Origin of the sequence: Streptomyces sp. NPDC006463, from assembly GCF_042870715.1 — a bacterium.
Classification (GTDB): domain Bacteria; phylum Actinomycetota; class Actinomycetes; order Streptomycetales; family Streptomycetaceae; genus Streptomyces.
Genome location: NZ_JBIAHP010000021.1, coordinates 114,917 through 136,424 on the forward strand (window position 1 = coordinate 114,917; position 21,508 = coordinate 136,424).

The window sequence follows — 21,508 nt, forward strand, 5'->3', positions numbered from 1 at the left end:
GGACTCCCCGCATGTTCGCGATAGACCTGGCCGAAGACGCCCAGCTGAGGCCGCTGGAGGTGTGGCACGCCGAGGAATTCCTCGCCCACATGGACCGTGGGCGCGAGTTCATCGGCCAGTACGTCGGCTTCCCCGACCGTGCCACCGACCTGGACTCGGCGCGCGAGCTGCTCCGTTCGAACGCCGAGAAGGCCGCGAACGACGGCACCCGCTTCTTCGGCATCTGGGTCGAGGGCACGCTCGTCGGCGGCGTCCTCTACCCGGTCTTCGACGCCGCCGGCGGCAACTGCGAGGTCGGCTGCTGGCTGGAGCCCGCCGCCGCCGGACGCGGCCTGGTCACGGCCGCCTGCCGGGTGCTCATCGACTGGGCCTTCAACGGGCGCGGCATGCACCGCGTGGAGTGGCACGTCGCCACCGGGAACAAGAAGAGCATCGCGGTCGCCGAGCGCCTCGGCCTGACCCGCGAGGGCGTGATGCGCGAGAACCACCTGCACCGGGGCGTGCGCCAGAGCACCGAGACCTGGGCGGTCCTCGCCCACGAGTGGGCCGCGGCCCGTCCCGCCTGAGCCCGGACCGGGCCCCGCGGCCGCGGGGCCCGCCGTAATTCTCATGAACCTCTCAGACTCGCCGCTTACGGTGCCCCGCATGGACACCACGAAGACCCCCGCCCCGAACGCCTCCGAGGCGGACGCCACCCCCGCCGACCTCGAGAAGGCCGAGATCCCCCAGCCCGCCGAGGCCGAGGCCGACGCCGTACTCACCGACGCGGACCTGGACGACGACACGTTCGCCGAGGACGTGGCCGGGGACGAGCAGCCGAGCCACGTCGGAGCCGCGGCCTCCGCGATCGTCGCCGCAGGTCTCTCCGTCGTCGCGCTCAGCGGCAGCTGGGTCGCCGGCATCGTGTCCGAGCGCAAGAGCATCACCGGCCGCCTGGAGCTGACCCAGGCCGCCGACGCCAACGCGCAGATCGCCGCCCAGTTCATCGGCCCGTGGCACTCCACCGCCCTGGTCAACGGCATCTTCGCCACCCTCGCCCTGATCATCGCCGTCTTCGTGCTGGCCCTGCCCGCCTTCGGCACCCCCGAGCGCACCCTCCCCGCCTGGGTGCGGTCCGTCTCCTGGGCGGCCATCGCGCTGGGCGCCCTCGGCATCCTGCTCTTCGTCCTCATGTACTTCGACCTCCTCCTCACCATCCCGAAGGCAGCCGGCTAGGCACCGCCTTAGGCCTTCTCGGCCCGGCCCGCGAACCCTCCGCCCCGGACTAAGGCCCTCTGGCCCCGGCAGATGCGGCATGCGACCGATGTGCCGGTACCCCCTGGGACGCGAATCTTGGATCACACCGAACGAGGTGCCCGAGAAACGCGACCAGGGAGTACGAGATGTTCGAGTACGAGATCGCAGCCGCCCGCAACGCCGACCTCATCCGCGAGGCCGACGCGTTCCGCCTGGTGCGGGAGGCCGAGAAGGCGCGCCGCGCCTCCTCACGAAGCCAGGAACCCGAAAGGGTGGTGAGGGAACACCGGAGCCGCTTCGCCCGCACCGCGTAACCCACGCCGGCCGCGTGAACTGACGCGTGATGAGAAGCGCAGGGATAACGAGTGCCGCTGCCAGGGACGTCTGTGCGATGCTCGGCGACGTGGAGACCAGATCTGTCAGCCCGGTGTTCGTCGGCCGCGCCGACGAACTGGCCGTACTCACCGACGCGTTGACCCGTGCCGCCGGCCGTGAGCCGCAGGCGATGCTCATCGGGGGAGAGGCCGGGGTCGGTAAGACCCGCCTCACCGAGGAGTTCCTCGGCGAAGCGGCCCGCCGCGGCGCCGTGGTCGCCGTCGGAGGCTGTATGGAGATCGGGGCGGAGGGGCTTCCCTTCGCCCCGTTCTCGACGGCCCTGCGCACCCTGCACCGGCAGCTCCCCGAGGAGCTCGCCGCCGCAGCCGCGGGCCAGGAGGACGAACTCGCCCGCATCCTGCCCGAACTCGGCGACACCCCGCGCGGCCCGCACGACGAGGAGAGCACCGCCCGGCTCTTCGAACTGACGGCCCGGATGCTGGAGCGGCTCGCCGCCGACCGCACCGTCGTCCTCGTCCTGGAGGACCTGCACTGGGCGGACACCTCCACACGCCACCTGCTCTCCTACCTCTTCCGCACCCTGTCCAGCGGCCGGCTCGTCGTCGTCGCCACCTACCGCGCGGACGACGTCCACCGCCGCCACCCGCTGCGGCCCCTCCTCGCCGAACTGGACCGGCTCCGCACGGTCCGGCGCATCGAGCTGCCCCGCTTCAACCGGGCCGAGGTGCGCCGCCAGCTCGCCGGCATCCTCGCCTCGCAGCCCGACGAGGACTTCGTGGACTCCGTCTTCGACCGCTCCGACGGCAACGCCTTCTTCGTCGAGGAACTCGTCGCCTCCCGGGCGAGCGGCTGCCGTGCCGGACTCACCGAATCCCTGCGCGATCTGCTCCTCGTACGTGTCGAGGTCCTCCCCGAACGGGCCCAGGGTGTCGTGCGCATGGTCGCCGAGGGCGGCTCCACCGTCGAGTACCCGCTCCTGCGCGCCGTCGCCGGGCTCAGCGAGGACGAGCTCATCGAGGCTCTGCGGGCCGCCGTCGGCGCCAACATCCTGCTCGCCACCGCCGACGGGGACGGTTACCGCTTCCGCCACTCGCTGGTGCGCGAGGCCGTGAGCGACGACCTGCTGCCCGGCGAGCGCTCCCGCGTCAACCGCCGCTACGCCGAGGCCCTGGAGGCCGACGAGTCCCTGATCCGCGCCGAGGAACGGGTCATCCGGCTCGCCAGCTACTGGTACCACGCAAACGATCCGTCCAAGGCGCTGCCCGCCGTGCTCGCCGCCTCCGTGGCCGCGCGCCGCCGGCACGCCTACTCCGAGCAACTGCGCCTGCTGGAACGGGCGATGGACCTGTGGGAGAGCGCCCCGGAGGACGTCCGCGAGGCGCTTCGCCCGGCGGACTACACCGATGTGTACCCTCCGTGCGGCTGCGACCCGGCCACCACCCCGCTGCAGAGGCTCGACCTGCTGGCCGAGGCGACCGTCGCGGCCCGCTACGGCGGGGAGCGGGAACGCGCCCTGAAGTTCTGCAAGACGGCCGTGCGCATGCTGGACGACGGCCACGACCCGCTGCGGGCCGCCTGGTTCTGGACCGAACGCTCCCGGCTGGTCGCGAGCCTCGGCCGGGGCGACGGCTGGGACGAGATCGCCAAGGCCCAGGAGCTCGTACAGGGGCTGCCCCCGTCCCAGGTGCACGCCGAGGTCCTGGTCCGGGCCGCGGGTTGGGGCATGCTCCACGACCCCGGCCCCGGCAACATCGACGCCGCCGAACGCGCCGTCGAATACGCGCGGATGGTCGGCGCCGAAGACATCGAGCTCAATGCCCGGATCACCGTCGGCAGCCTGATCACCGACGCCGGCGACCCCGAAGCCGGCCTCGCCGAAATGCACTCGGTCAGGGAACGGGCCACGGAACTCGGCCTCGCCATGCTCGCGGGTCGTGCACATATCAACCTCAGCTCTCAGTTGGAAGGTCTGGGCCGGTCCCGCGAAGCCGTGGAACTGGCTGAACTAGGCGCTGAACTGGTCCGCAAGTCCCGACTGCTGGACTCCGAAGCCTGGGTCAGCGGCAACATGGCGGAGAGCCTCTACAGCCTCGGCCGCTGGGACGAGGCCGCCGAGGCGGCCCGGCGCACCCTGCTCGTCGGGCAGAGCGCGGCCCCACGCGGCGCCGCCGCCGCGCAGCTCGCCCATCTGGCACTGGCCCGCGGCGAATTGACCGAGGCCGCCCAGCAGCTCACCGCCGCCCAGGCCCACTTCGGCACCCACGCCATCCAGCCCCAGCACCGGATACCGCTGTACCGTCTCGCGATCGGTGTCGCCGCGGGGGAGAGCCGGATCGCCGACGTCCGCGCCGAGACGGCCGCCGCCGTCGCCTATGGATTCCCGCTCGGGCAGCACCGCTACGGCTGGCCGCTGCTGCTCGCCTCCGCCACCGCGGAGGCGGACTCCCGGGGATTCCCGGCCGCCGACGTCGACCGGGAATCCGCCCTGGACGTGCTGCGCAAAGCCGCCCGCAGCCTGCCCGCCCCGGCCCCGGTGTGGTGCGCCCACGCCGAGTACCTCCGGGCCGAACTGCTGCGGGCCGAGGCCAGGGACACCGTGGACGACTGGAGCGCCGTGGAGGAGGCCGTCCGCCCGCTGGAGCGCCCGTACCTGCTGGCCCGGGCTCGCCACCGGCTCGCGGAGGCCCTGCTGGCCGCCGGCGCCGACCGAGAGCGGGCCGCCACGCTGCTGCGCGAGGCCCACGCCACCGCCGACCGCCTCGGCTCACGCCGGCTGCGTGAGGACCTGGCCCTGCTCGCACAGCGCGCCCGGCTCCCGCTGTCCACCGCGGACACACCCCAGGCCCCGCCCGTACCGCAGGCCGACCCCGTGGAGGAGCTGGGCCTGACCAGCCGCGAGCGCGAGGTACTGCGCCTGGTCGCGGCCGGCAGCACCAACCGCAAGATCGCCGAAGAGCTGTTCATCTCCCCGAAGACGGCGAGCGTGCACGTCTCGAACATCCTGGCGAAGCTGGGCGTCGCCGGCCGCGGCGAGGCGGCCGCCCTCGCCCACCGGCTGCGCCTCTTCACACCGACCGGGCCGGCCGCTCCCCGGCCGGAGGCCGCTCGTCGAGGCGTATGAGCACGTGGCCGGATTCCAGGTCTATCGGTCCCCGTCCCGGGTCCCCGTCATTGACGTCGGCCCGGGACAGCTCCAGCCGCTTCTTCTCGTCGTCCGTGTGTTTGCGTCCCGGGTTGAAAAGCTCCTCGATCATGTTGAACACCGCGTCCACCGTGCCTTCCGTCCCCCACGGGGGCCAAGGCCCTGTCCGGGCCGGCTATCGCACTGTCAGTGTCAAGATCCTGTCGTCGCCCGCTTCCGGCGACCCGCGCCCATCCGTCTCGCTCGTGACCAGCAGCAATCTGTCCCCGCCGAGCGCCAGCACCGTACGCAGCCGCCCGTACTTCCCCTCCAGGAACGCTTCGGGCTCCGCCGCGAGTTCCGCCCCGGCCAGCGGGATCCGCCACAGCCGGCTGCCCTTCAGCCCGGCCATCCACACCGACCCCTCGGCCCAGGCGATCCCGCTCGGCGAGGCCTCGTCGGTCTTCCACACGGCCACCGGATCCCGCATCCCCGGTCTGCCCGCCTTCCCCTCGGCCTCCGGCCAGCCGTAGTTGGCGCCGGGCTCGATCAGATTCAGCTCGTCCCAGGTGTTCTGGCCGAACTCGGCCGCCCACAGCCGTTTGTCCTTGTCCCACGCGAGGCCCTGCACATTGCGGTGCCCGTAGGAGTAGACGACCGAATCGGCTTCGGGATTGCCGTGCACCGGATCCCCGTCCGGGGTCATCCGCAGGATCTTGCCGCCCAGCGATTTCCTGTCCTGCGCGAGGCCCTTGTCACCGGTCTCGCCCGTTCCCGCGTAGAGCATCTTGTCCGGGCCGAAGGCGATCCGGCCGCCGTTGTGGACGAGGCCCTTGGGAATACCCCGGAACACCGTGTCAGGGGCGCCCAGTTGCTGCCCCGCCGGTCTCTGCTCGTCATAACGCATCCGGGCGATGCGGTTGTCGGACTCCGTCGTGAAGTACGCGTACACCAGCCGGTCCGAGGCGAAGGACGGCGACAGGGCGAGACCCAGCAGCCCGCCCTCCCCGCCCGGGGCCACCCCCGGCACCTTGCCGATCTGCGTCACCGCGCCCGTGTCCGCCGCGACCCTGCTGATCGTCCCCTTGTCCCGCGAGGCGACCAGCAGATCCCCGCCGGGCAGGGGGGCCACGCCCCACGGGGACTCCAAGCCCTTGGCGACCTCGCCGGTCACCGTCACCGATCCCTTGGCCGGCGGGGCGGAGACCTGCGGAGAGGCGGACGGGCTCCCCGACGGGCCGGGTGATCCGGGGCCGGCCGCGGCCGTGCCCGGTGGAGAGCTGCCCGCCGCCGAACCGGGCCCGCCCGCCGGCGAGCATCCCGTGACCAGCAGTGCGCCGCACCCCGCCAGCGCGACCGCCGCCAGCACACCCTGACGCCGAGCGCCCGGGCCGTCGAACCCCGCCTGCCGCCCGCGAGAACTTCCGTGTCGCATCGCCCTGCTCCCTTCCCGGTGCTCCGATCCTGCCCCTTCACCCGTCTCAACAGCCGCAGAGGTTCCCGAAGTTCCACCACTCGTACACTCGATCGAGTGGTTGTGGGCGGGGCCCCGTCCCCCTCAGTCCCAGGCTCCCACCGCGACCGGGAGGGACGCGATCTCCGCGAGGTCCCCGGCCGTGAGCCGCACCTCCGCGGCCCGCGCGTTCTCCGCCGCCCACCGCGCCCGGCCGGCCCCCGGCACCGGCACCACCTGCGGCCCCTGCGCCAGCACCCACGCCAGCGCCACCTGCGCGACCGTGACCTCGGGCCCGTGCCGCCCCGCCACCCGCCGCAGCCCCGCCACCAGACCCTGGTTCGACGCCATCGCGTGCGCCGTGAACCGCGGATGCCGGGCCCGCACGTCCGCCGACTCGAAACCCTCGCCCGGGGTGAGCGTCCCCGTCAGGAACCCGCTGCCCAGCGGCATGGCCGCCAGGAAACCCACCCCGCGCGCCGCGCACCACGGCAGGAGCTGCCACGCCGCCTCCGGCGACCACACCGAAAGCTCCGCCTGCACCGCGCTCACCGGGAACACCTGCTGCGCCCGCTCCAGGTGCCGCACGGTCGTCGCGTACGCCCGGTCCCCGCGCCGCCCGGCCCCCGGCCCGGCGCCCGCCCCCAGCGCGCAGAACCCGAGCGCCCGCACCTTCCCCGCGCCCACCAGCTCCGCCATCGCACCCCAGGTCTCCTCGACCGGCACCTCCGGATCCACCCGGTGCAGCTGGTAGAGGTCTATGACATCGGTCCGCAGCCGCCGCAGCGAGGCGTCGCAGGCCCGCCGCAGATAGCCGGGCCGGCCGTCGGCCACCACGTGCTGGTCCCCCGCCCGCAGCCCGACCTTGGCCGAGACGAACGCCTCGGAACGCCGCTCCCGCAGCACCCGCCCCAGCAGCAGCTCATTGGTGAACGGTCCGTACACATCGGCGGTGTCCAGCAGGTTCGACCCCAGGTCCAGCGCCGTGTGCACCGTCGCCACCGACTCCTGCCCCCGCCGCCGCGAAGGTGCGTACGCCCAGCTCATCGGCATGCAGCCGAGTCCGACCGCGCCCACCGCCAGTGCTCCCGCCCCGATCGACCTGCGCTCCACCCGTGCGTCCCCCTCCCGCCGTTCCCGGTCCCGCCGCTCCCGGTCCCGCAATCAAACTAACGGCTTGATCGCGATGGCTTGGCATAGCCTCGTGATCATGACTGCAAAGACCTGGGACGTCTGGCTCCCCTTCCCCGCCGCGGAGATCGAGGGCCTGCCCGACTCCTTCCGATACCGCGTGTGGGACGGCGAGGACGACTTTCCCGCCGATCCGGCCGACTGCGTGTTCTACGTGGCCCCGTACATGAAGTCCCCAGCGGTCACCGTGCGCCCGCTGGCCTCGATGTCCGCCGTCCAGGTCGTCCAGACCCTGACCGCCGGCATCGACGATCTCGTCGGGGAGCCGGGGGGCCTCGGCGGCCTGCCTCCCGGCGTACGGCTGTGCAACGCCGCCGGGGTCCACACGGCCAGTACCGCCGAACTCGCCCTCACCCTCGCCCTCACCTCCCTGCGGGGCATCCCCGGCATGGTCCGGAGCCAGGACCGCGAGGAGTGGAGCTCCGGCTTCTACGACGCCCTCGCCGACAAGGCCGTCCTGATCGTCGGTTACGGAGCGATCGGCTCGGCCGTCGAGGACCGGCTCGTGCCCTTCGAGTGCGGGCCGGTCGCCCGCGTCGCGCGCTCGGCACGCACCGCGCCGCGCGGCCCCGTCCACGCCCTGGCCGAACTGCCCGAACTCCTGCCGCGGGCCGACGTGGTGATCCTCACCGTGCCGCTGACCGAATCCACCCGTGGCCTGGCCGGAGCCGAGTTCCTGAGCCGCATGAAGGACGGCGCCCTGCTCGTGAACGTCGCGCGCGGCCCCGTCGTCGACACCAAGTCCCTGCTGGCGGAGGTGGAGTCGGGCCGGCTGCGGGCGGCGCTGGACGTCACCGACCCGGAACCGCTGCCCGCGGGCCACCCCCTCTGGCATGCTCCGAATGTCCTGATCACGCCCCATGTGGGCGGCAGCAGCTCGGCCTTCGAGCCGCGGGCCAAGCGCATGGTGGCGCGCCAGCTGACCCGGTTCGCGGCCGGGGAGCCCGTGGAACACACGGTGCTGATCACCGAGTGACGCGCGCGAGTACGCTCCGCAGTCGCCCGAATGCGCTCAGCAGGCCCAACTCCCTTGATGGTAACGGAGCGTAGAGAAGGTATGTCCCTGAGTGACGAAAGTGGTGTATCGTCCGGAAGAAGGGGCTGCGCCACGAACGTCAGGCGCTGGGGAGTGATCGGACACTTTGGGGGGCGACGGGCGATGTACGGCCAATGGACGAAGGATCCGACACGGCACAGCCGCCGGAGGCGACGATGGGGTGCGTCGGAAGCAGCTCGCGAGGGGGACCGGTGAGTGCCCAGGGGGCGGCGCTCCTGAACCGCCCGTCCCTTTCGGGCGGAGGCAAGGGCCTGGCCATGCAGCTGCTCCTCGCAGTGGTCAGCGGCGGGTACGCCGTCGGCGCCGCCCTCAACTGGGGGTCGGAGGAAGTCGCCGAGATCATGGGTGACTTCGGGCTCAGCGCCGCCGGATTACTCGCGGCGGTCTCCTGCTACTCCTACGCGCGGGCGATCGACAACCGTGAACGGCCGGCCTGGCTGCTCTTCGCCTTCTCCTCCCTCATGGGTGCCGGCGGCAACGCGGTCTGGGGCTGGTACGAGGTGGTCCTCGGCCAGGACGTACCGAAGCCTTCGCTCGCCGACTTCGCCTTCCTCTGCTTCGCCCCTCCGGCCATCGTGGGCCTCCTCGTCCTCGCCAAACGCCCGGTCACCCGCGCCGGCTGGGTGTGCCTCGGGCTCGACTCCTGGCTCATCGGCGGCTCCCTGCTCACCCTCTCCTGGAGCCTGGCCCTGGCCCACGCGGCGCGGACCGCCCAGTCCGGCGCCCCCGGCAGCGTGCCGCGCGCCGCGCTCTCCCTGGCCTACCCGCTCCTGGACATCGCGCTCGTCTCGATGGTCCTGGTCCTGCACTTCCGGCGGTCCGAGACCAACCGCTCCGCGGTCAACACCGCCATCGCCGCGCTCGCACTCACCGTGCTCAGCGACGCCCTGTTCACCTCACCGCTGCTGAGCGCGGAGTACCAGTCCGGACAGCTGCTCGACGCGGGCTGGTTCGCGGGCTCCCTGCTCCTCGCGTACGCGCCCTGGGGCGCCCGGCGCCTCCACCCGGGACCGGAGCCCGTCGGCCACCCGCGCGCGGAGCGCCCGCACAGCCGCCCCATCACCGGCTCGCTGCCCGCCCTCACCCCGTACCTCGCGGCCGCCGTGTGCACCCTGGGCATCCTCTACAACGTCGTGGACGGCCGGAAGGTCGACCGGATCGTGATCTTCACCGGCTGCACGGTCGTCCTCGCCCTCGTCATCCGCCAGGGCATCATGCTCCTCGACAACATCGCGCTGACCCAGGAACTGGCCCAGAAGGAGAACCACTTCCGCTCCCTGGTCCAGGGTTCCAGCGACGTCATCATGATCGCCGCGCCCACCGGGACCCTGCACTACGTGAGCCCCGCCGCCGCCGGGGTCTACGGCCGCGAGGCGGAGGAGCTGGTCGGCACCGAGCTCGCCACCCTGATCCACCCCGACGACCTCGGCAAGGTGGTCCACGAGGTGCGCCGCTTCCTCGCCGCGCCGCCGGCCGAGGAGCCCACCACCCGTATCGAATGCCGGTTCAAGTCGGGCGACGGCGAATGGCTCAACGTGGAGTCCACCGTCAACCGGCACCAGGGCGGCCTCATCCTCAACAGCCGGGACGTCACCGAGCGGGTCCGCCTCCAGGCCCAGCTCCAGCACAGCGCCGAGCACGATCCGCTGACCGACCTGCCCAACCGCGCCCTGTTCACCCGACGGGTCCGCCAGGCCCTCACCGGCCGGCGCGCGGGCGACCACAGCACCGCCGTGCTCTTCATCGACCTCGACGGCTTCAAGGCGGTCAACGACACCATCGGCCACCAGGCCGGCGACGAGCTGCTCATCGAGGCCGCGCACAGACTCCAGGACTCGGTCCGGGCCGGGGACACCGCGGCCCGCCTCGGCGGCGACGAGTTCGCCGCGCTGATCCTCGGCGACGGCAGCCGGGACCGCAGCGCCCGCGAATACCAGGCGCGCGAGATCGCCGACCGGCTGCGCACCACCCTCTCCCAGCCGTACCGGATCGGCGGCAGCGAGGTACGGGTCGCCGCCAGCATCGGCGTGGCCTTCGCCGACCCCGGAATCACCCCTTCGGACCTGATGCGCAACGCGGATCTCGCGATGTACCGGGCCAAGGCGGGCGGCAAGGACCGCGTCGAGATGTACGCCCCGCAGATGCAGGCCGAGGTCGTCCGCAAGGCCGAGCTGGCGGGCCGGCTGCGGACCGCACTGCACGAGGGCGAGTTCGCGCTGCTGCACCAGCCCGTCGTCTCACTGGCCACCGGCGAGGTCTCCGCCGTGGTCGCACAGGCCCGCTGGCGTTCGACCCAGGGCATCCTCTTCACCCCGGCGGAGTTCCTCCGTGTGGCGGAGTACAGCGAGGGGTCCGCGGCCCCGGCCGGCAAGGACGCCTCGCGGACCGCCGAGCTGGGGCGCTGGCTGCTGGAGCAGGCCGTGGAGCAGGCCGCCGACCGCCACCGGGCCGGGCACGGCGTCCCCGTGGCCATCCGGATGACCGCCCAGCGGCTCCTCGACCGGGCCATGCCGCTGGGCTCCGTGGAGGCCCTGCTGGCCAGGCACGGACTGCCCTCGGGGGCTCTGGTCCTGGAGCTGGCCGTTTCCGATCCCAGAGTGCCCTTCGACGACCTGGAGCGCCGCCTGACGGCCCTGAACCGACTCGGGGTGGGAATCGCGCTGGACGGCTTCGGGAGCGGCTACGCGGCGATCAGTGCCCTGCGCCGCCTTCCGGTGGACATGCTGAAGCTGGACCGCGGGCTGGTGGAGGGCGTGGTCGAGTCCTCGCGCCTCCACAAGATCACCGCAGGTCTGTTGCGGATCGCAAACGACCTGGGCATGCAATCGGTGGCCGACGGGGTGGACCTGCCCGAACAGGTCATGGCGCTGCGCGCCATGGGGTGCACCCACGGCCAGGGGATGGCCTTCTCCGGGCCACTCGACGAATACAGGCTGCGGCGCGCGCTCGTGCGCGGTAGTTTCCCAGTACCGGGTGGGGCGGTGCAGCCCGCCCTGGCCGGTGGTTCGCCGGGGGGATCGATGGCCATCCATAGGGGCTCACATAATGAGACGCCCGTCCCACCTACTTGACATCACCCTCCCGCCAGAGGGAGGGTCAATGCCATGCGCACCCGAATTCTCGTACTTGGAAAGCGCGTCGGCTGAAGCCGGGACCAGCATGTTCCCGCTCAACACACCCGACGCGCTCCCCTCGCTTGCCTCCCGGCACGAGGGGTTTTTTGTTGCACTGGCACAGAGTCGAATCCGCGTAAAACCCTCAGCTTCGAGAAGAGAATGCCGATGACCGAGCAGGCCACCGGGGCCCACCATCCGCAGCCGCGGCCCCGTTCCGGCGGACAGCAGTCCGCCGCAGTTGAGCACGTCACGGGCGCGCAGTCCCTCATCCGCTCTCTCGAAGAGGTGGGGTGCGAAACGGTCTTCGGGATTCCGGGAGGTGCCATCCTCCCCGCGTACGACCCGATGATGGACTCCAAGAAGGTCCGTCACATCCTGGTCCGCCACGAGCAGGGGGCCGGCCACGCCGCCACCGGCTACGCGCAGGCCACCGGCAAGGTCGGCGTCTGCATGGCCACGTCCGGGCCTGGCGCCACGAACCTGGTCACCCCGATCGCCGACGCGCACATGGACTCCGTGCCGCTCGTCGCGATCACCGGCCAGGTCTCCTCCAAGGCGATCGGCACCGATGCCTTCCAGGAGGCGGACATCGTCGGCATCACGATGCCGATCACCAAGCACAACTTCCTGGTCACCAAGGCCGAGGACATCCCGCGGACGATCGCCGAGGCCTTCCACATCGCCTCCACCGGCCGCCCCGGCCCGGTCCTGGTCGACATCGCCAAGGACGCCCTGCAGGCGCAGACCACCTTCTCGTGGCCGCCCTCCCAGGACCTCCCCGGTTACCGGCCGGTCACCAAGCCGCACGCCAAGCAGATCCGCGAGGCCGCCAAGCTCATCTGCCAGGCCAAGCGCCCGGTGCTGTACGTCGGCGGCGGCGTCATGAAGTCCGGCGCGACCGCCGAGCTGAAGGTCCTCGCCGAGCTGACCGGCGTCCCGGTCGCGACCACCCTGATGGCGCTCGGCTCCTTCCCCGACAGCCACCCGTTGCACGTCGGCATGCCGGGCATGCACGGCTCGGTCACCGGCGTCACCGCGCTGCAGAAGTCGGACCTGCTGATCGCCCTCGGTACCCGCTTCGACGACCGCGTCACCGGCAAGCTGGACAGCTTCGCACCCTTCGCCAAGATCATCCACGCGGACATCGACCCGGCCGAGATCGGCAAGAACCGCGAGGTCGACGTCCCGATCGTCGGCGACGCCCGCGAGGTCATCGCCGACCTGATCCAGGCCGTCCAGGCCGAGCACACCGAGGGCAACGCCGGCGACTACACCGCCTGGTGGAACGACCTCAACCGCTGGCGCGAGACCTACCCGCTGGGCTACGACCTGCCCGCGGACGGCAGCCTCTCGCCCCAGCAGGTCATCGAGCGGATCGGTGCGCTCGCGCCGAAGAGCACGATCTTCGCGGCCGGCGTCGGCCAGCATCAGATGTGGGCCTCGCACTTCGTCAAGTACGAGGAGCCCCGCACCTGGCTGAACTCCGGCGGCGCCGGAACCATGGGCTACGCGGTCCCGGCCGCGATGGGTGCCAAGGTCGGCATGCCCGAGCGCACGGTCTGGGCGATCGACGGCGACGGCTGCTTCCAGATGACCAATCAGGAACTGGTCACCTGCGCACTGAACAACATCCCGATCAAGGTCGCGATCATCAACAACGGTGCGCTGGGCATGGTCCGCCAGTGGCAGACCCTGTTCTACAACCAGCGGTACTCCAGCACCGTTCTGCACGCCGACGAGACCGGCTTCGACGCGGTCGGCTCCCAGATGGGCGAGTCGATCGCCCCCCGCAAGGGCACCCGCGTGCCGGACTTCGTCAAGCTGTCCGAGGCCATGGGCTGCGTCGCCCTGCGCTGCGAGGACCCGGCCGACCTCGACAAGGTCATCGCCGAGGCCAACGCGATCAACGACCGTACCGTGGTCATCGACTTCATCGTCCACGAGGACGCCATGGTGTGGCCGATGGTCGCCGCCGGCACCTCCAACGACGAGGTCATGGCAGCCCGGGGCGTCCGTCCCGACTTCGGCGACAACGAAGACGACTGAGCCGAGAGAGCCGAGAGAGAGAACGCCTCACATGTCCAAGCACACGCTCTCCGTCCTGGTCGAGAACACGCCCGGCATCCTCGCCCGGATCGCCGCACTGTTCTCCCGCCGCGGGTTCAACATCGACTCCCTCGCGGTCGGTGTCACGGAGCACCCCGACATCTCCCGCATCACCATCGTCGTGAACGTCGAGGACCTCCCGCTGGAGCAGGTGACCAAGCAGCTCAACAAGCTGGTCAACGTCCTCAAGATCGTCGAGCTGGAGTCGCACAACGCGATCGAGCGCGAACTCGTCCTGGTGAAGGTCCGCGCCGACAACGAGACCCGGTCGCAGATCGTCGAGATCGTCCAGCTGTTCCGCGCCAAGACGGTCGACGTCTCCCCGGAGGCCGTCACCATCGAGGCCACCGGCGGCACCGACAAGCTCGGCGCGATGCTCAAGATGCTGGAGCCCTTCGGCATCAAGGAGCTCGTGCAGTCCGGCACGATCGCCATAGGGCGTGGCGGACGGTCCATCACGGACCGCAGCCTGCGGGCGCTCGACCGCAGCGCCTGACAGCCCGACAGGCCCCGCGCCCGACACGCCGGGCCTGCCTGACGCGCCCGCGACGTCGGACGCAACAGACACGCAAGACACGTCGGACACGCTCAAGCTCGCATAGCGAGACCGGCAGACTCAGATTCCGTTCCCCGCCGTACGGTGGGTGCAACACCAGCGCACCAAGGAGATATCCCAGTGGCCGAGCTGTTCTACGAGAACGACGCCGACCTGTCCATCATCCAGGGCCGCAAGGTCGCGGTCATCGGTTACGGCAGCCAGGGCCACGCCCACGCGCTGTCGCTCCGTGACTCCGGCGTCGACGTCGTCGTCGGCCTGAAGGAGGGCTCGAAGTCCAAGGCCAAGGCCGAGGAGCAGGGCCTGAAGGTCGTCCCCGTGGCCGAGGCCGCCGAGTGGGCGAACGTCATCATGATCCTGACCCCGGACCCGCTGCAGGCCGAGATCTACGAGGAGTCCATCAAGGACCACCTCAAGGACGGCGACGCGCTGTTCTTCGGTCACGGCTTCAACGTCCGCTACGGCTTCATCAAGCCCCCGGCCAACGTGGACGTCGCCCTGGTCGCCCCGAAGGGCCCGGGTCACCTGGTCCGCCGTCAGTACGAGGAGGGCCGCGGCGTTCCGTGCATCGCGGCCGTCGAGCAGGACCACTCGGGCAACGCCTTCGCCCTCGCGCTCTCGTACGCGGCCGGCATCGGCGGCACCCGTGCCGGCGTCATCAAGACCACCTTCACCGAGGAGACCGAGACCGACCTGTTCGGTGAGCAGGCCGTCCTCTGTGGTGGCGCCTCCGCCCTGGTCAAGGCCGGTTTCGAGACCCTGACCGAGGCCGGCTACCAGCCGGAGATCGCGTACTTCGAGTGCCTGCACGAGCTGAAGCTCATCGTGGACCTCATGTACGAGGGCGGCCTGGAGAAGATGCGCTGGTCGGTCTCCGAGACCGCCGAGTGGGGCGACTACATCACCGGCCCCCGCGTCATCACCGACGCGACCAAGGCCGAGATGAAGAAGGTCCTCGCGGAGATCCAGAGCGGCGAGTTCGCCAACACCTGGATGGCTGAGTACAAGGCCGGTCTGCCGAAGTACAACGAGTACAAGAAGGCCGACTCGGAGCACCTGCTGGAGACCACCGGCAAGAAGCTGCGCAAGCTGATGAGCTGGGTCGACAGCGACGAGAGCTGATCTCGCGGCGGCGGGGCCGGGACGGCGCGTCCCGGCCCCACCGCCCATCACGGACGGCCGGGAAGGCCGGACACGCGGCATCTGCGGTCCCGCCTTGTCCAACCCGGCCAACCACGGAAGGGTGATCCTTCCGTACAGGCGGAAATCCGGCCCGCCGGCGCCACTACACTGCTCAACACATACGCGTCAGGCCCACAGTGTCGTGCGTCTTCCACGCGGCTACCCCCTCCACCGCCTGCGGCCGTCGGGACGGCCGTCCGCACTGGACTTGTGAGGACCCACGTGAGCTCGAAACCTGTCGTACTCATCGCCGAAGAGCTGTCGCCTGCCACCGTCGAGGCGCTCGGCCCGGACTTCGAGATCCGGCACTGCAACGGCGCCGACCGCGCCGAGCTGCTCCCCGCGATCGTCGACGTCGACGCGATCCTCGTGCGCTCCGCGACCAAGGTCGACGCCGAGGCCATCGCCGCCGCCAAGAAGCTGCGGGTCGTCGCCCGCGCCGGCGTCGGTCTGGACAACGTCGACGTCTCCGCCGCCACCAAGGCCGGCGTGATGGTCGTCAACGCCCCGACCTCGAACATCGTGACGGCGGCCGAGCTCGCCTGCGGCCTGCTCGTCGCCACCGCCCGCAACATCCCGCAGGCCAACACCGCCCTGAAGAACGGTGAGTGGAAGCGGAACAAGTACACGGGTGTCGAGCTCAGCGAGAAGACCCTCGGCGTCGTCGGCCTGGGCCGCATCGGCGTCCTGGTCGCCCAGCGCATGTCGGCCTTCGGCATGAAGGTCGTCGCGTACGACCCCTACGTACAGCCCGCGCGCGCCGCCCAGATGGGCGTCAAGATGCTGACGCTGGACGAGCTCCTGGAGGTCGCCGACTTCATCACCGTGCACCTGCCCAAGACCCCCGAGACCATCGGTCTCATCGGGGACGAGGCCCTGCGCAGGGTGAAGCCGTCCGTCCGCATCGTCAACGCCGCCCGCGGCGGGATCGTGGACGAGGCCGCGCTGTACTCCGCCATCAAGGAAGGCCGCGTCGCCGGCGCTGGTCTCGACGTGTACGCGAAGGAGCCCTGCACGGACTCCCCGCTCTTCGAGCTCGACCAGGTCGTCTGCACCCCGCACCTCGGCGCGTCCACGGACGAGGCCCAGGAGAAGGCCGGCGTCTCGGTCGCCAAGTCGGTGCGCCTCGCCCTCGCCGGTGAGCTCGTTCCGGACGCGGTCAACGTCCAGGGCGGCGTCATCGCCGAGGACGTACGCCCGGGCCTGCCGCTCGCCGAGAAGCTCGGCCGCATCTTCACCGCCCTCGCGGGCGAGGTCGCGGTCCGCCTCGACGTCGAGGTCTGCGGCGAGATCACCCAGCACGACGTGAAGGTGCTCGAACTCTCCGCGCTCAAGGGTGTCTTCGAGGACGTCGTCGACGAGACGGTCTCCTACGTCAACGCGCCGCTGTTCGCGCAGGAGCGCGGTGTCGAGGTCCGCCTGACCACCAGCTCCGAGTCCCCGGACCACCGCAACGTGGTGACCGTCCGCGGCACCCTGGCGGACGGCCAGGAGGTCTCGGTCTCCGGCACGCTCGCGGGCCCGAAGCACCTGCAGAAGATCGTCGGTGTCGGCGAGTACGACGTGGACCTGGCGCTCGCCGACTACATGGTCGTACTGCGCTACACCGACCGCCCCGGCGTGGTCGGCACGGTCGGCCGCGTCCTCGGCGAGGGCGGTCTGAACATCGCGGGCATGCAGGTCGCCCGCGCCGAGGAGCACGGCGAGGCGCTCGCCGTCCTCACCGTCGACGCCGAGGTCCCGGCGAACGTCCTCGCGGACATCGCCGCCGAGATCGGCGCCGTCTCGGCGCGCACGGTCAGCCTCGGCTGACCGGCAGGACACAGCGGAAGGGCCCGGGGGGAGACCCCCGGGCCCTTTCACGTTCCACAGCCCACCGCGCACCGGCCGGGATCAGTTGTACGACGGCTCCTGCACGTCGTCCCGGGGAGCCGGGGCCTGCTCCGCCGCGGGCGGGGCAGGGGCTTCGACACCCCGCATCAGGGCCGCGGCGAGCACCGCCGCCGCGAGCAGCAGAGCCGTACCGCCCCAGGCCGCGTACTGCATTCCGTGGACGAAGGCCTCGCGGGCCAGGGCGAGGACCTGCTCGCCGGCCGCCCCGCCGAGGTGGTGGGCGGTGGCCACGGCCCCGCCCAGGGTCTCCCGTACCGCGGGCTCGGAGTCCGCCAGGTCACCGCGGTAGACCGCGGTGCCCAGGCTGCCGAGGACCGCCATGCCGAGCGCGCCGCCGAACTCCTGGCCCGTCTCCAGCAGGGAGGCGGCCGAACCGGCCTTCTCGGCGGGAGCCGCGGCGAGCGCCATGTCCGAGACCAGCGACATGACGGTGACGATGCCCGAGGCCAGTACGCCGGCGCCGGTCAGGAGCAGCCACAGGGAGTCGGTGTCGACCATGCTGACCAGGGCGAATCCGGCGGCGGCAAGGACGAATCCGCCGGCGATGACGTAGGCCCGCTCCATCTTCTGGGCCAGGGCGGCGGAGACGGGGGCCGCGGCGCCGATGACGACCGAGGGGGCCAGGCTCCACAGGGCGGCCTCCAGGGTGCCCATGCCGAGCACGGACTGCAGGTACTGGGTGGTGAAGTAGGCCGAGCCCATCATGGCGAACGCGGCGATCGTGTTGAGGCCGACGCCCGCACCGAAACCGCGGCCCTGGAACAGCGTCCGGCTGACCATGGCGTCGTCACGGGTGCGCTGACGGCGGACGAAGACGTAGCCGAAGGCCAGTCCGGCCAGCAGGCAGCCGAGGTAGAGCGGTGTGACGCCCTCGGCGGCGATCTCCTTGAGCCCGTAGACGACCGGGAGCACGGCGGCCATGGACAGCGGGACGCTGGGCAGGTCGAAGCGGCCGGGGGCCGGGTCCTTGAACTCCGGGACCAGCACCGGGACCAGGACCAGCAGGAGCAGCATCGCGGGCACGTTGATGAGGAAGACGGAGCCCCAGTAGAAGTGGTTCAGCATCACGCCGCTCAGCACCGAGCCGAGCGCGATGCCGCCGGTCATGGCCCCGGACCAGATGGCGATGGCCTTGCCGCGCTGCTTGTCGTCCTGGAAGAGGTTCCGCACGAGGGCCAACGTGGAGGGCATCAGGGTCGCGCCGCCGACGCCGAGCAGGACGCGGCAGGCGATGAGCATCTCGGCACTCGTGGCGTACCCGGCGCCGACCGAGGCGAGGCCGAAGGCGGTCGCGCCGATCAGCAGCAGCTTGCGGCGGCCGATCCGGTCACCGAGCGAGCCCATCGTGATCAGCAGGCCGGAGAGGGCGAAGGCGTAGCTGTCGAAGATCCAGAGCTGCTGGGTGGCGCTCGGGTCGAGCTGCTCGGTGATGGCGGGGATGGCGAAGTAGAGGACGGAAACGTCCATCGAGACCAGGAGCAGCGGCAGCACGAGGACGGTGAAGGCGGTCCATTCGCGGCGGCCGGCGAGGCGCGGTGTGGCGGCGGGGTTCGTCATGAGAAGCAATGTACAGACGTCATAAACGTTTGTCTATGACGGATGTATAGAACGCTCGTCTGGAACTTCCGTCTATGACGCCTGTCTTGCTACGGTGACGCCATGGGACATCGTGAGGATCTACTTGAAGGCGCCAAGAAATGCCTGGTCGAGAAGGGTTTCGTGCGCACGACGGCGCGCGACATCGTGAAGGCTTCGGGGGCGAACCTGGCCTCCATCGGCTACCACTACGGCTCGAAGGACGCCTTGCTCACCGAGGCGTTCATCTCCTTGATGCAGGAGCTGGGCGCGGGCTTCCAGGACGGCGTACAAGGTGAGGGCGGCTCGCTGGAACGGTTCCACGCGGTCTGGCAGGGGTTCCTCGGCCAGCGGGAGGAGGCCGGTCCGGTCTGGGCGGCCAGCCTGGAGGTCGCGCTGAGCCGCGACCGGATGCCGGACCTGCGGGCGATGCTCGCGGCCTCGCAGGCCGAGGGACGCCGCGGCCTGATCGCGATGCTGACCGGCACCCCCGAGGAGGAGATCACCGAACGGGAGGAGCGGACGCTGGGCGCCTTCTACCAGGCGCTGCTGAACGGCCTGATGATCCAGTGGCTGTTCGACCCGAAGACGGCGGCGAGCGCGGAGGAGCTCACCGAGGGCATGCGGGCGGCGTCCGAGGCGCTGACGCGTTCCCCGGCGGAACCGGCCGAGGACCGGGAGTGACGGGGGGTCCCGAGTGAGCGGAGCCCCCTGACACGCGTGGCATGCTACGGACATGACCACGGAATCCACGCAAGGCACGGAATCCGCCGCGGAGTTCGAGGCGCACCGGTCCCGGCTCTTCTCGCTCGCTTACCGGCTGCTCGGTTCGGCGAGCGAGGCCGAGGACGTCGTGCAGGACACGTACCTGCGCTGGAACGGCGCCGAGCCCGGCTCCGTCCTCGTCCCGGCCGCATGGCTGACCAAGGTCATGACGAACCTCTGCCTCAACCGGCTCGCCTCGGCCCGTGCCCGGCGGGAGACGTACGTCGGGCCCTGGCTGCCCGAGCCGGTGCTCACCCACGCCGGCGCCGCCGAACCGCTGGGCCCGCTGGAGAGCGCCGTACAACGCGAGTCGGTCTCGCTCGCACTGCTCAGCCTCATGGAGCGGCTCACTCCGGCCGAACGCGCGGTGTTCGTGCTGCGCGAGGCGTTCGGCCACAGCCACCGGGAGGTCGCCGAGGCCGTGGGCATCGAGGAGGCCCACTCGCGGCAGCTGCACCGCCGGGCCCGTGAACGGCTCGGCCAGCCGGGAAGGCGCTTCGACGTCGACGCCGGACAGCGCGCGAAGATCGTCGAGCGGTTCTTCGCCGCCGCCCTCGGAGGCGATGTGGCCGGCCTTGAACAGCTGCTCGCCGACGATGTGGTCGCCTGGTCCGACGGAGGCGGCCAGGTGTCCGCGGCACGCCGGCCCGTCACGGGACGTGCGAAGGTGCTCCGCTATCTGCTGGGCATGGGCGCCCGGCCCGAGGCGGCGCTCCTCACCTTCGAGTTCGGCGAGGCGAACGGCGACCCGGCGGCCCTCATCCTCGCGGACGGGGCGCTGGCCGGGGTCGTCGTCCCCGAGGTCCGGGAGGGGCTCGTCGTCGGGGTCCGTACGGTCCTCACCCCCGGCAAGCTCGCCTTCGCCGCGGGGCAGCTGGCGTGACGGGCGGACCACCGGCGCAGCGCAGACGCCGGCGGTCCGGCGGTCCGGCGGTCCGTCAGACGGTGACGACAACCTTCGCGCGGGCGTGCTCCACCTCCAGGTACCGGATGGCCTCGGCGGCCTCGCGGAGCGGGTAGGTCCGGTCGACGACCGGGGCGAGGTCGCCGCGCTCGACGAGTTCCCTCAGCGCCGCCAGGTTCCGGCTGCTCTGCGTCGCCGTGAGGACGAGCAGCCGCTGGCCGACGAAACGGGACAGTGCCTGCCCCTTGATGATGAGGCCCATCGGCCCGACCAGGCTGCCGCCTTCGGACACGCCGCCACCGGACAGGACGAGCGTCCCCGACGGGGTCAGCGCTCGCCGGCACTCGGCCAGCGAGCGGTTGCCCACCAGGTCGAACACCACGTCGTAGCGGGATCCGTTCCGGGTGAAGTCCTCGTGGGTGTAGTCGACGACGTGGTCCGCACCGAGCGACCGGACCAGGTCCACGTTCTTCGTACTGCACACCCCGGTCACCTCCGCGCCGAACGCCTTGGCGATCTGTACGGCGAAGGTCCCCACCCCACCTGACGCACCGTTGACCAGGACCTTGTGTCCCGGCCGCACCCGCGCCAGATCGCGCAGGCCCATGAGGGCGGTGTTGCCCGCCAGCGGCACCGCGGCCGCCTGTTCGAACGTCAGGTTGGCCGGCTTCGGCTCCACCACGTCCTGGGAGGCGCACACGTACTCGGCGAACGCCCCGTCGGCCTCGCCGAACACCTCGTCACCGGGGCGCAGCCGCGTGACGTCCTTGCCCACCGCCTCCACCCGGCCCGCGAAGTCGCTGCCCCGGATCCGCTCCTTCGGCGCGCGCAGCCCCAACACCAGCCTGGCCAGGTACGGATCGCCCCGCATGAGGTGCCAGTCGCGCGCGTTGACCGCGGCCGCGTGGACCCGCACCAGTACCTCGTGGCCGGCGGCGACCGGCTTGTCGACCTCTCTGAGTTCCAGCACGTCGGGGGATCCGTACCGGTCCTGGACGATCGCCTTCATCAGACCTC

General features: G+C 71.3%; 17 protein-coding genes. 12 read left to right on the top strand and 5 right to left on the bottom strand.

The window, feature by feature from the left end:
* Positions 1–11 precede the first annotated feature (11 nt).
* The 4 genes from ACFYOB_RS31215 to ACFYOB_RS31230 all read left to right on the top strand — a co-directional run bounded on the left by ACFYOB_RS31215 (position 12) and on the right by ACFYOB_RS31230 (position 4,693).
* Positions 12–566 (top strand): GNAT family N-acetyltransferase, encoded by a 555-nt coding sequence (locus ACFYOB_RS31215; RefSeq protein ID WP_388565492.1) that lies wholly within the window; start codon positions 12–14, stop codon positions 564–566.
* A 79-nt stretch (positions 567–645) separates the two neighbouring features.
* Complete coding sequence (locus tag ACFYOB_RS31220; protein WP_388565494.1) at positions 646–1,215, top strand: hypothetical protein; 570 nt, start codon at positions 646–648, stop codon at positions 1,213–1,215.
* A 167-nt stretch (positions 1,216–1,382) separates the two neighbouring features.
* The gene (locus ACFYOB_RS31225; protein WP_388565497.1) at positions 1,383–1,550 is read left to right on the top strand and encodes a hypothetical protein; all 168 of its coding nucleotides are present in this window, start codon (positions 1,383–1,385) and stop codon (positions 1,548–1,550) included.
* 77 nt (positions 1,551–1,627) lie between these two features.
* A complete protein-coding gene (locus ACFYOB_RS31230; RefSeq protein ID WP_388565500.1) occupies positions 1,628–4,693 on the top strand; it encodes an AAA family ATPase in 3,066 nt (1,021 codons plus the stop codon).
* Here ACFYOB_RS31230 and ACFYOB_RS31235 read toward each other — a convergent pair.
* The 3 genes from ACFYOB_RS31235 to ACFYOB_RS31245 all read right to left on the bottom strand — a co-directional run bounded on the left by ACFYOB_RS31235 (position 4,638) and on the right by ACFYOB_RS31245 (position 7,259).
* A complete protein-coding gene (locus tag ACFYOB_RS31235) occupies positions 4,638–4,835 on the bottom strand; it encodes a DUF6191 domain-containing protein (RefSeq protein ID WP_388565595.1) in 198 nt (65 codons plus the stop codon). The genes ACFYOB_RS31230 and ACFYOB_RS31235 overlap by 56 nt on opposite strands.
* A 54-nt stretch (positions 4,836–4,889) precedes the next feature.
* Positions 4,890–6,128: a PQQ-dependent sugar dehydrogenase gene (locus tag ACFYOB_RS31240; protein ID WP_388565502.1), complete on the bottom strand. Its 1,239-nt coding sequence runs from the start codon at positions 6,126–6,128 to the stop codon at positions 4,890–4,892.
* Positions 6,129–6,251: 123 nt separating this feature from the next.
* Positions 6,252–7,259: an aldo/keto reductase gene (locus ACFYOB_RS31245; protein WP_388565504.1), complete on the bottom strand. Its 1,008-nt coding sequence runs from the start codon at positions 7,257–7,259 to the stop codon at positions 6,252–6,254.
* Positions 7,260–7,356: 97 nt separating this feature from the next.
* Between ACFYOB_RS31245 and ACFYOB_RS31250 the strand changes: the two genes are divergently transcribed.
* The 6 genes from ACFYOB_RS31250 to serA all read left to right on the top strand — a co-directional run bounded on the left by ACFYOB_RS31250 (position 7,357) and on the right by serA (position 17,166).
* A complete protein-coding gene (locus ACFYOB_RS31250) occupies positions 7,357–8,313 on the top strand; it encodes a 2-hydroxyacid dehydrogenase (protein ID WP_388565507.1) in 957 nt (318 codons plus the stop codon).
* 272 nt (positions 8,314–8,585) lie between these two features.
* Positions 8,586–11,465: a putative bifunctional diguanylate cyclase/phosphodiesterase gene (locus ACFYOB_RS31255; RefSeq protein ID WP_388565509.1), complete on the top strand. Its 2,880-nt coding sequence runs from the start codon at positions 8,586–8,588 to the stop codon at positions 11,463–11,465.
* Between the two features lie 204 nt (positions 11,466–11,669).
* Positions 11,670–13,556, top strand: a complete 1,887-nt coding sequence (locus ACFYOB_RS31260; protein WP_388565511.1) for an acetolactate synthase large subunit — start codon at positions 11,670–11,672, stop codon at positions 13,554–13,556.
* Between the two features lie 31 nt (positions 13,557–13,587).
* Entirely contained in the window at positions 13,588–14,112 is a 525-nt protein-coding gene (gene ilvN / locus ACFYOB_RS31265; RefSeq protein ID WP_267824446.1) for an acetolactate synthase small subunit, read from the top strand.
* Positions 14,113–14,292: 180 nt separating this feature from the next.
* Positions 14,293–15,294 (top strand): ketol-acid reductoisomerase, encoded by a 1,002-nt coding sequence (ilvC, locus tag ACFYOB_RS31270; protein WP_388565515.1) that lies wholly within the window; start codon positions 14,293–14,295, stop codon positions 15,292–15,294.
* Positions 15,295–15,576: 282 nt separating this feature from the next.
* Positions 15,577–17,166, top strand: coding sequence for a phosphoglycerate dehydrogenase (gene serA, locus ACFYOB_RS31275; RefSeq protein WP_388565518.1), 1,590 nt, complete (start codon positions 15,577–15,579; stop codon positions 17,164–17,166).
* Positions 17,167–17,247: 81 nt separating this feature from the next.
* Here the strand turns inward: serA and ACFYOB_RS31280 are convergent, their stop codons facing one another.
* Positions 17,248–18,804, bottom strand: a complete 1,557-nt coding sequence (locus ACFYOB_RS31280; protein ID WP_388565520.1) for an MFS transporter — start codon at positions 18,802–18,804, stop codon at positions 17,248–17,250.
* Positions 18,805–18,906: 102 nt separating this feature from the next.
* Here ACFYOB_RS31280 and ACFYOB_RS31285 point away from each other — a divergent pair, with 102 nt between their 5' ends.
* Both ACFYOB_RS31285 and sigJ read left to right on the top strand, forming a co-directional pair.
* Positions 18,907–19,506 (top strand): TetR/AcrR family transcriptional regulator, encoded by a 600-nt coding sequence (locus ACFYOB_RS31285; RefSeq protein WP_388565523.1) that lies wholly within the window; start codon positions 18,907–18,909, stop codon positions 19,504–19,506.
* A 52-nt stretch (positions 19,507–19,558) separates the two neighbouring features.
* On the top strand, positions 19,559–20,470 hold the full coding sequence (gene sigJ / locus ACFYOB_RS31290) for an RNA polymerase sigma factor SigJ (protein WP_388565525.1): 912 nt from the start codon (positions 19,559–19,561) through the stop codon (positions 20,468–20,470).
* A gap of 55 nt (positions 20,471–20,525) precedes the next feature.
* Here the strand turns inward: sigJ and ACFYOB_RS31295 are convergent, their stop codons facing one another.
* Entirely contained in the window at positions 20,526–21,500 is a 975-nt protein-coding gene (locus ACFYOB_RS31295) for an NAD(P)-dependent alcohol dehydrogenase (protein WP_388565528.1), read from the bottom strand.
* Between the last annotated feature and the right edge of the window lie 8 nt (positions 21,501–21,508).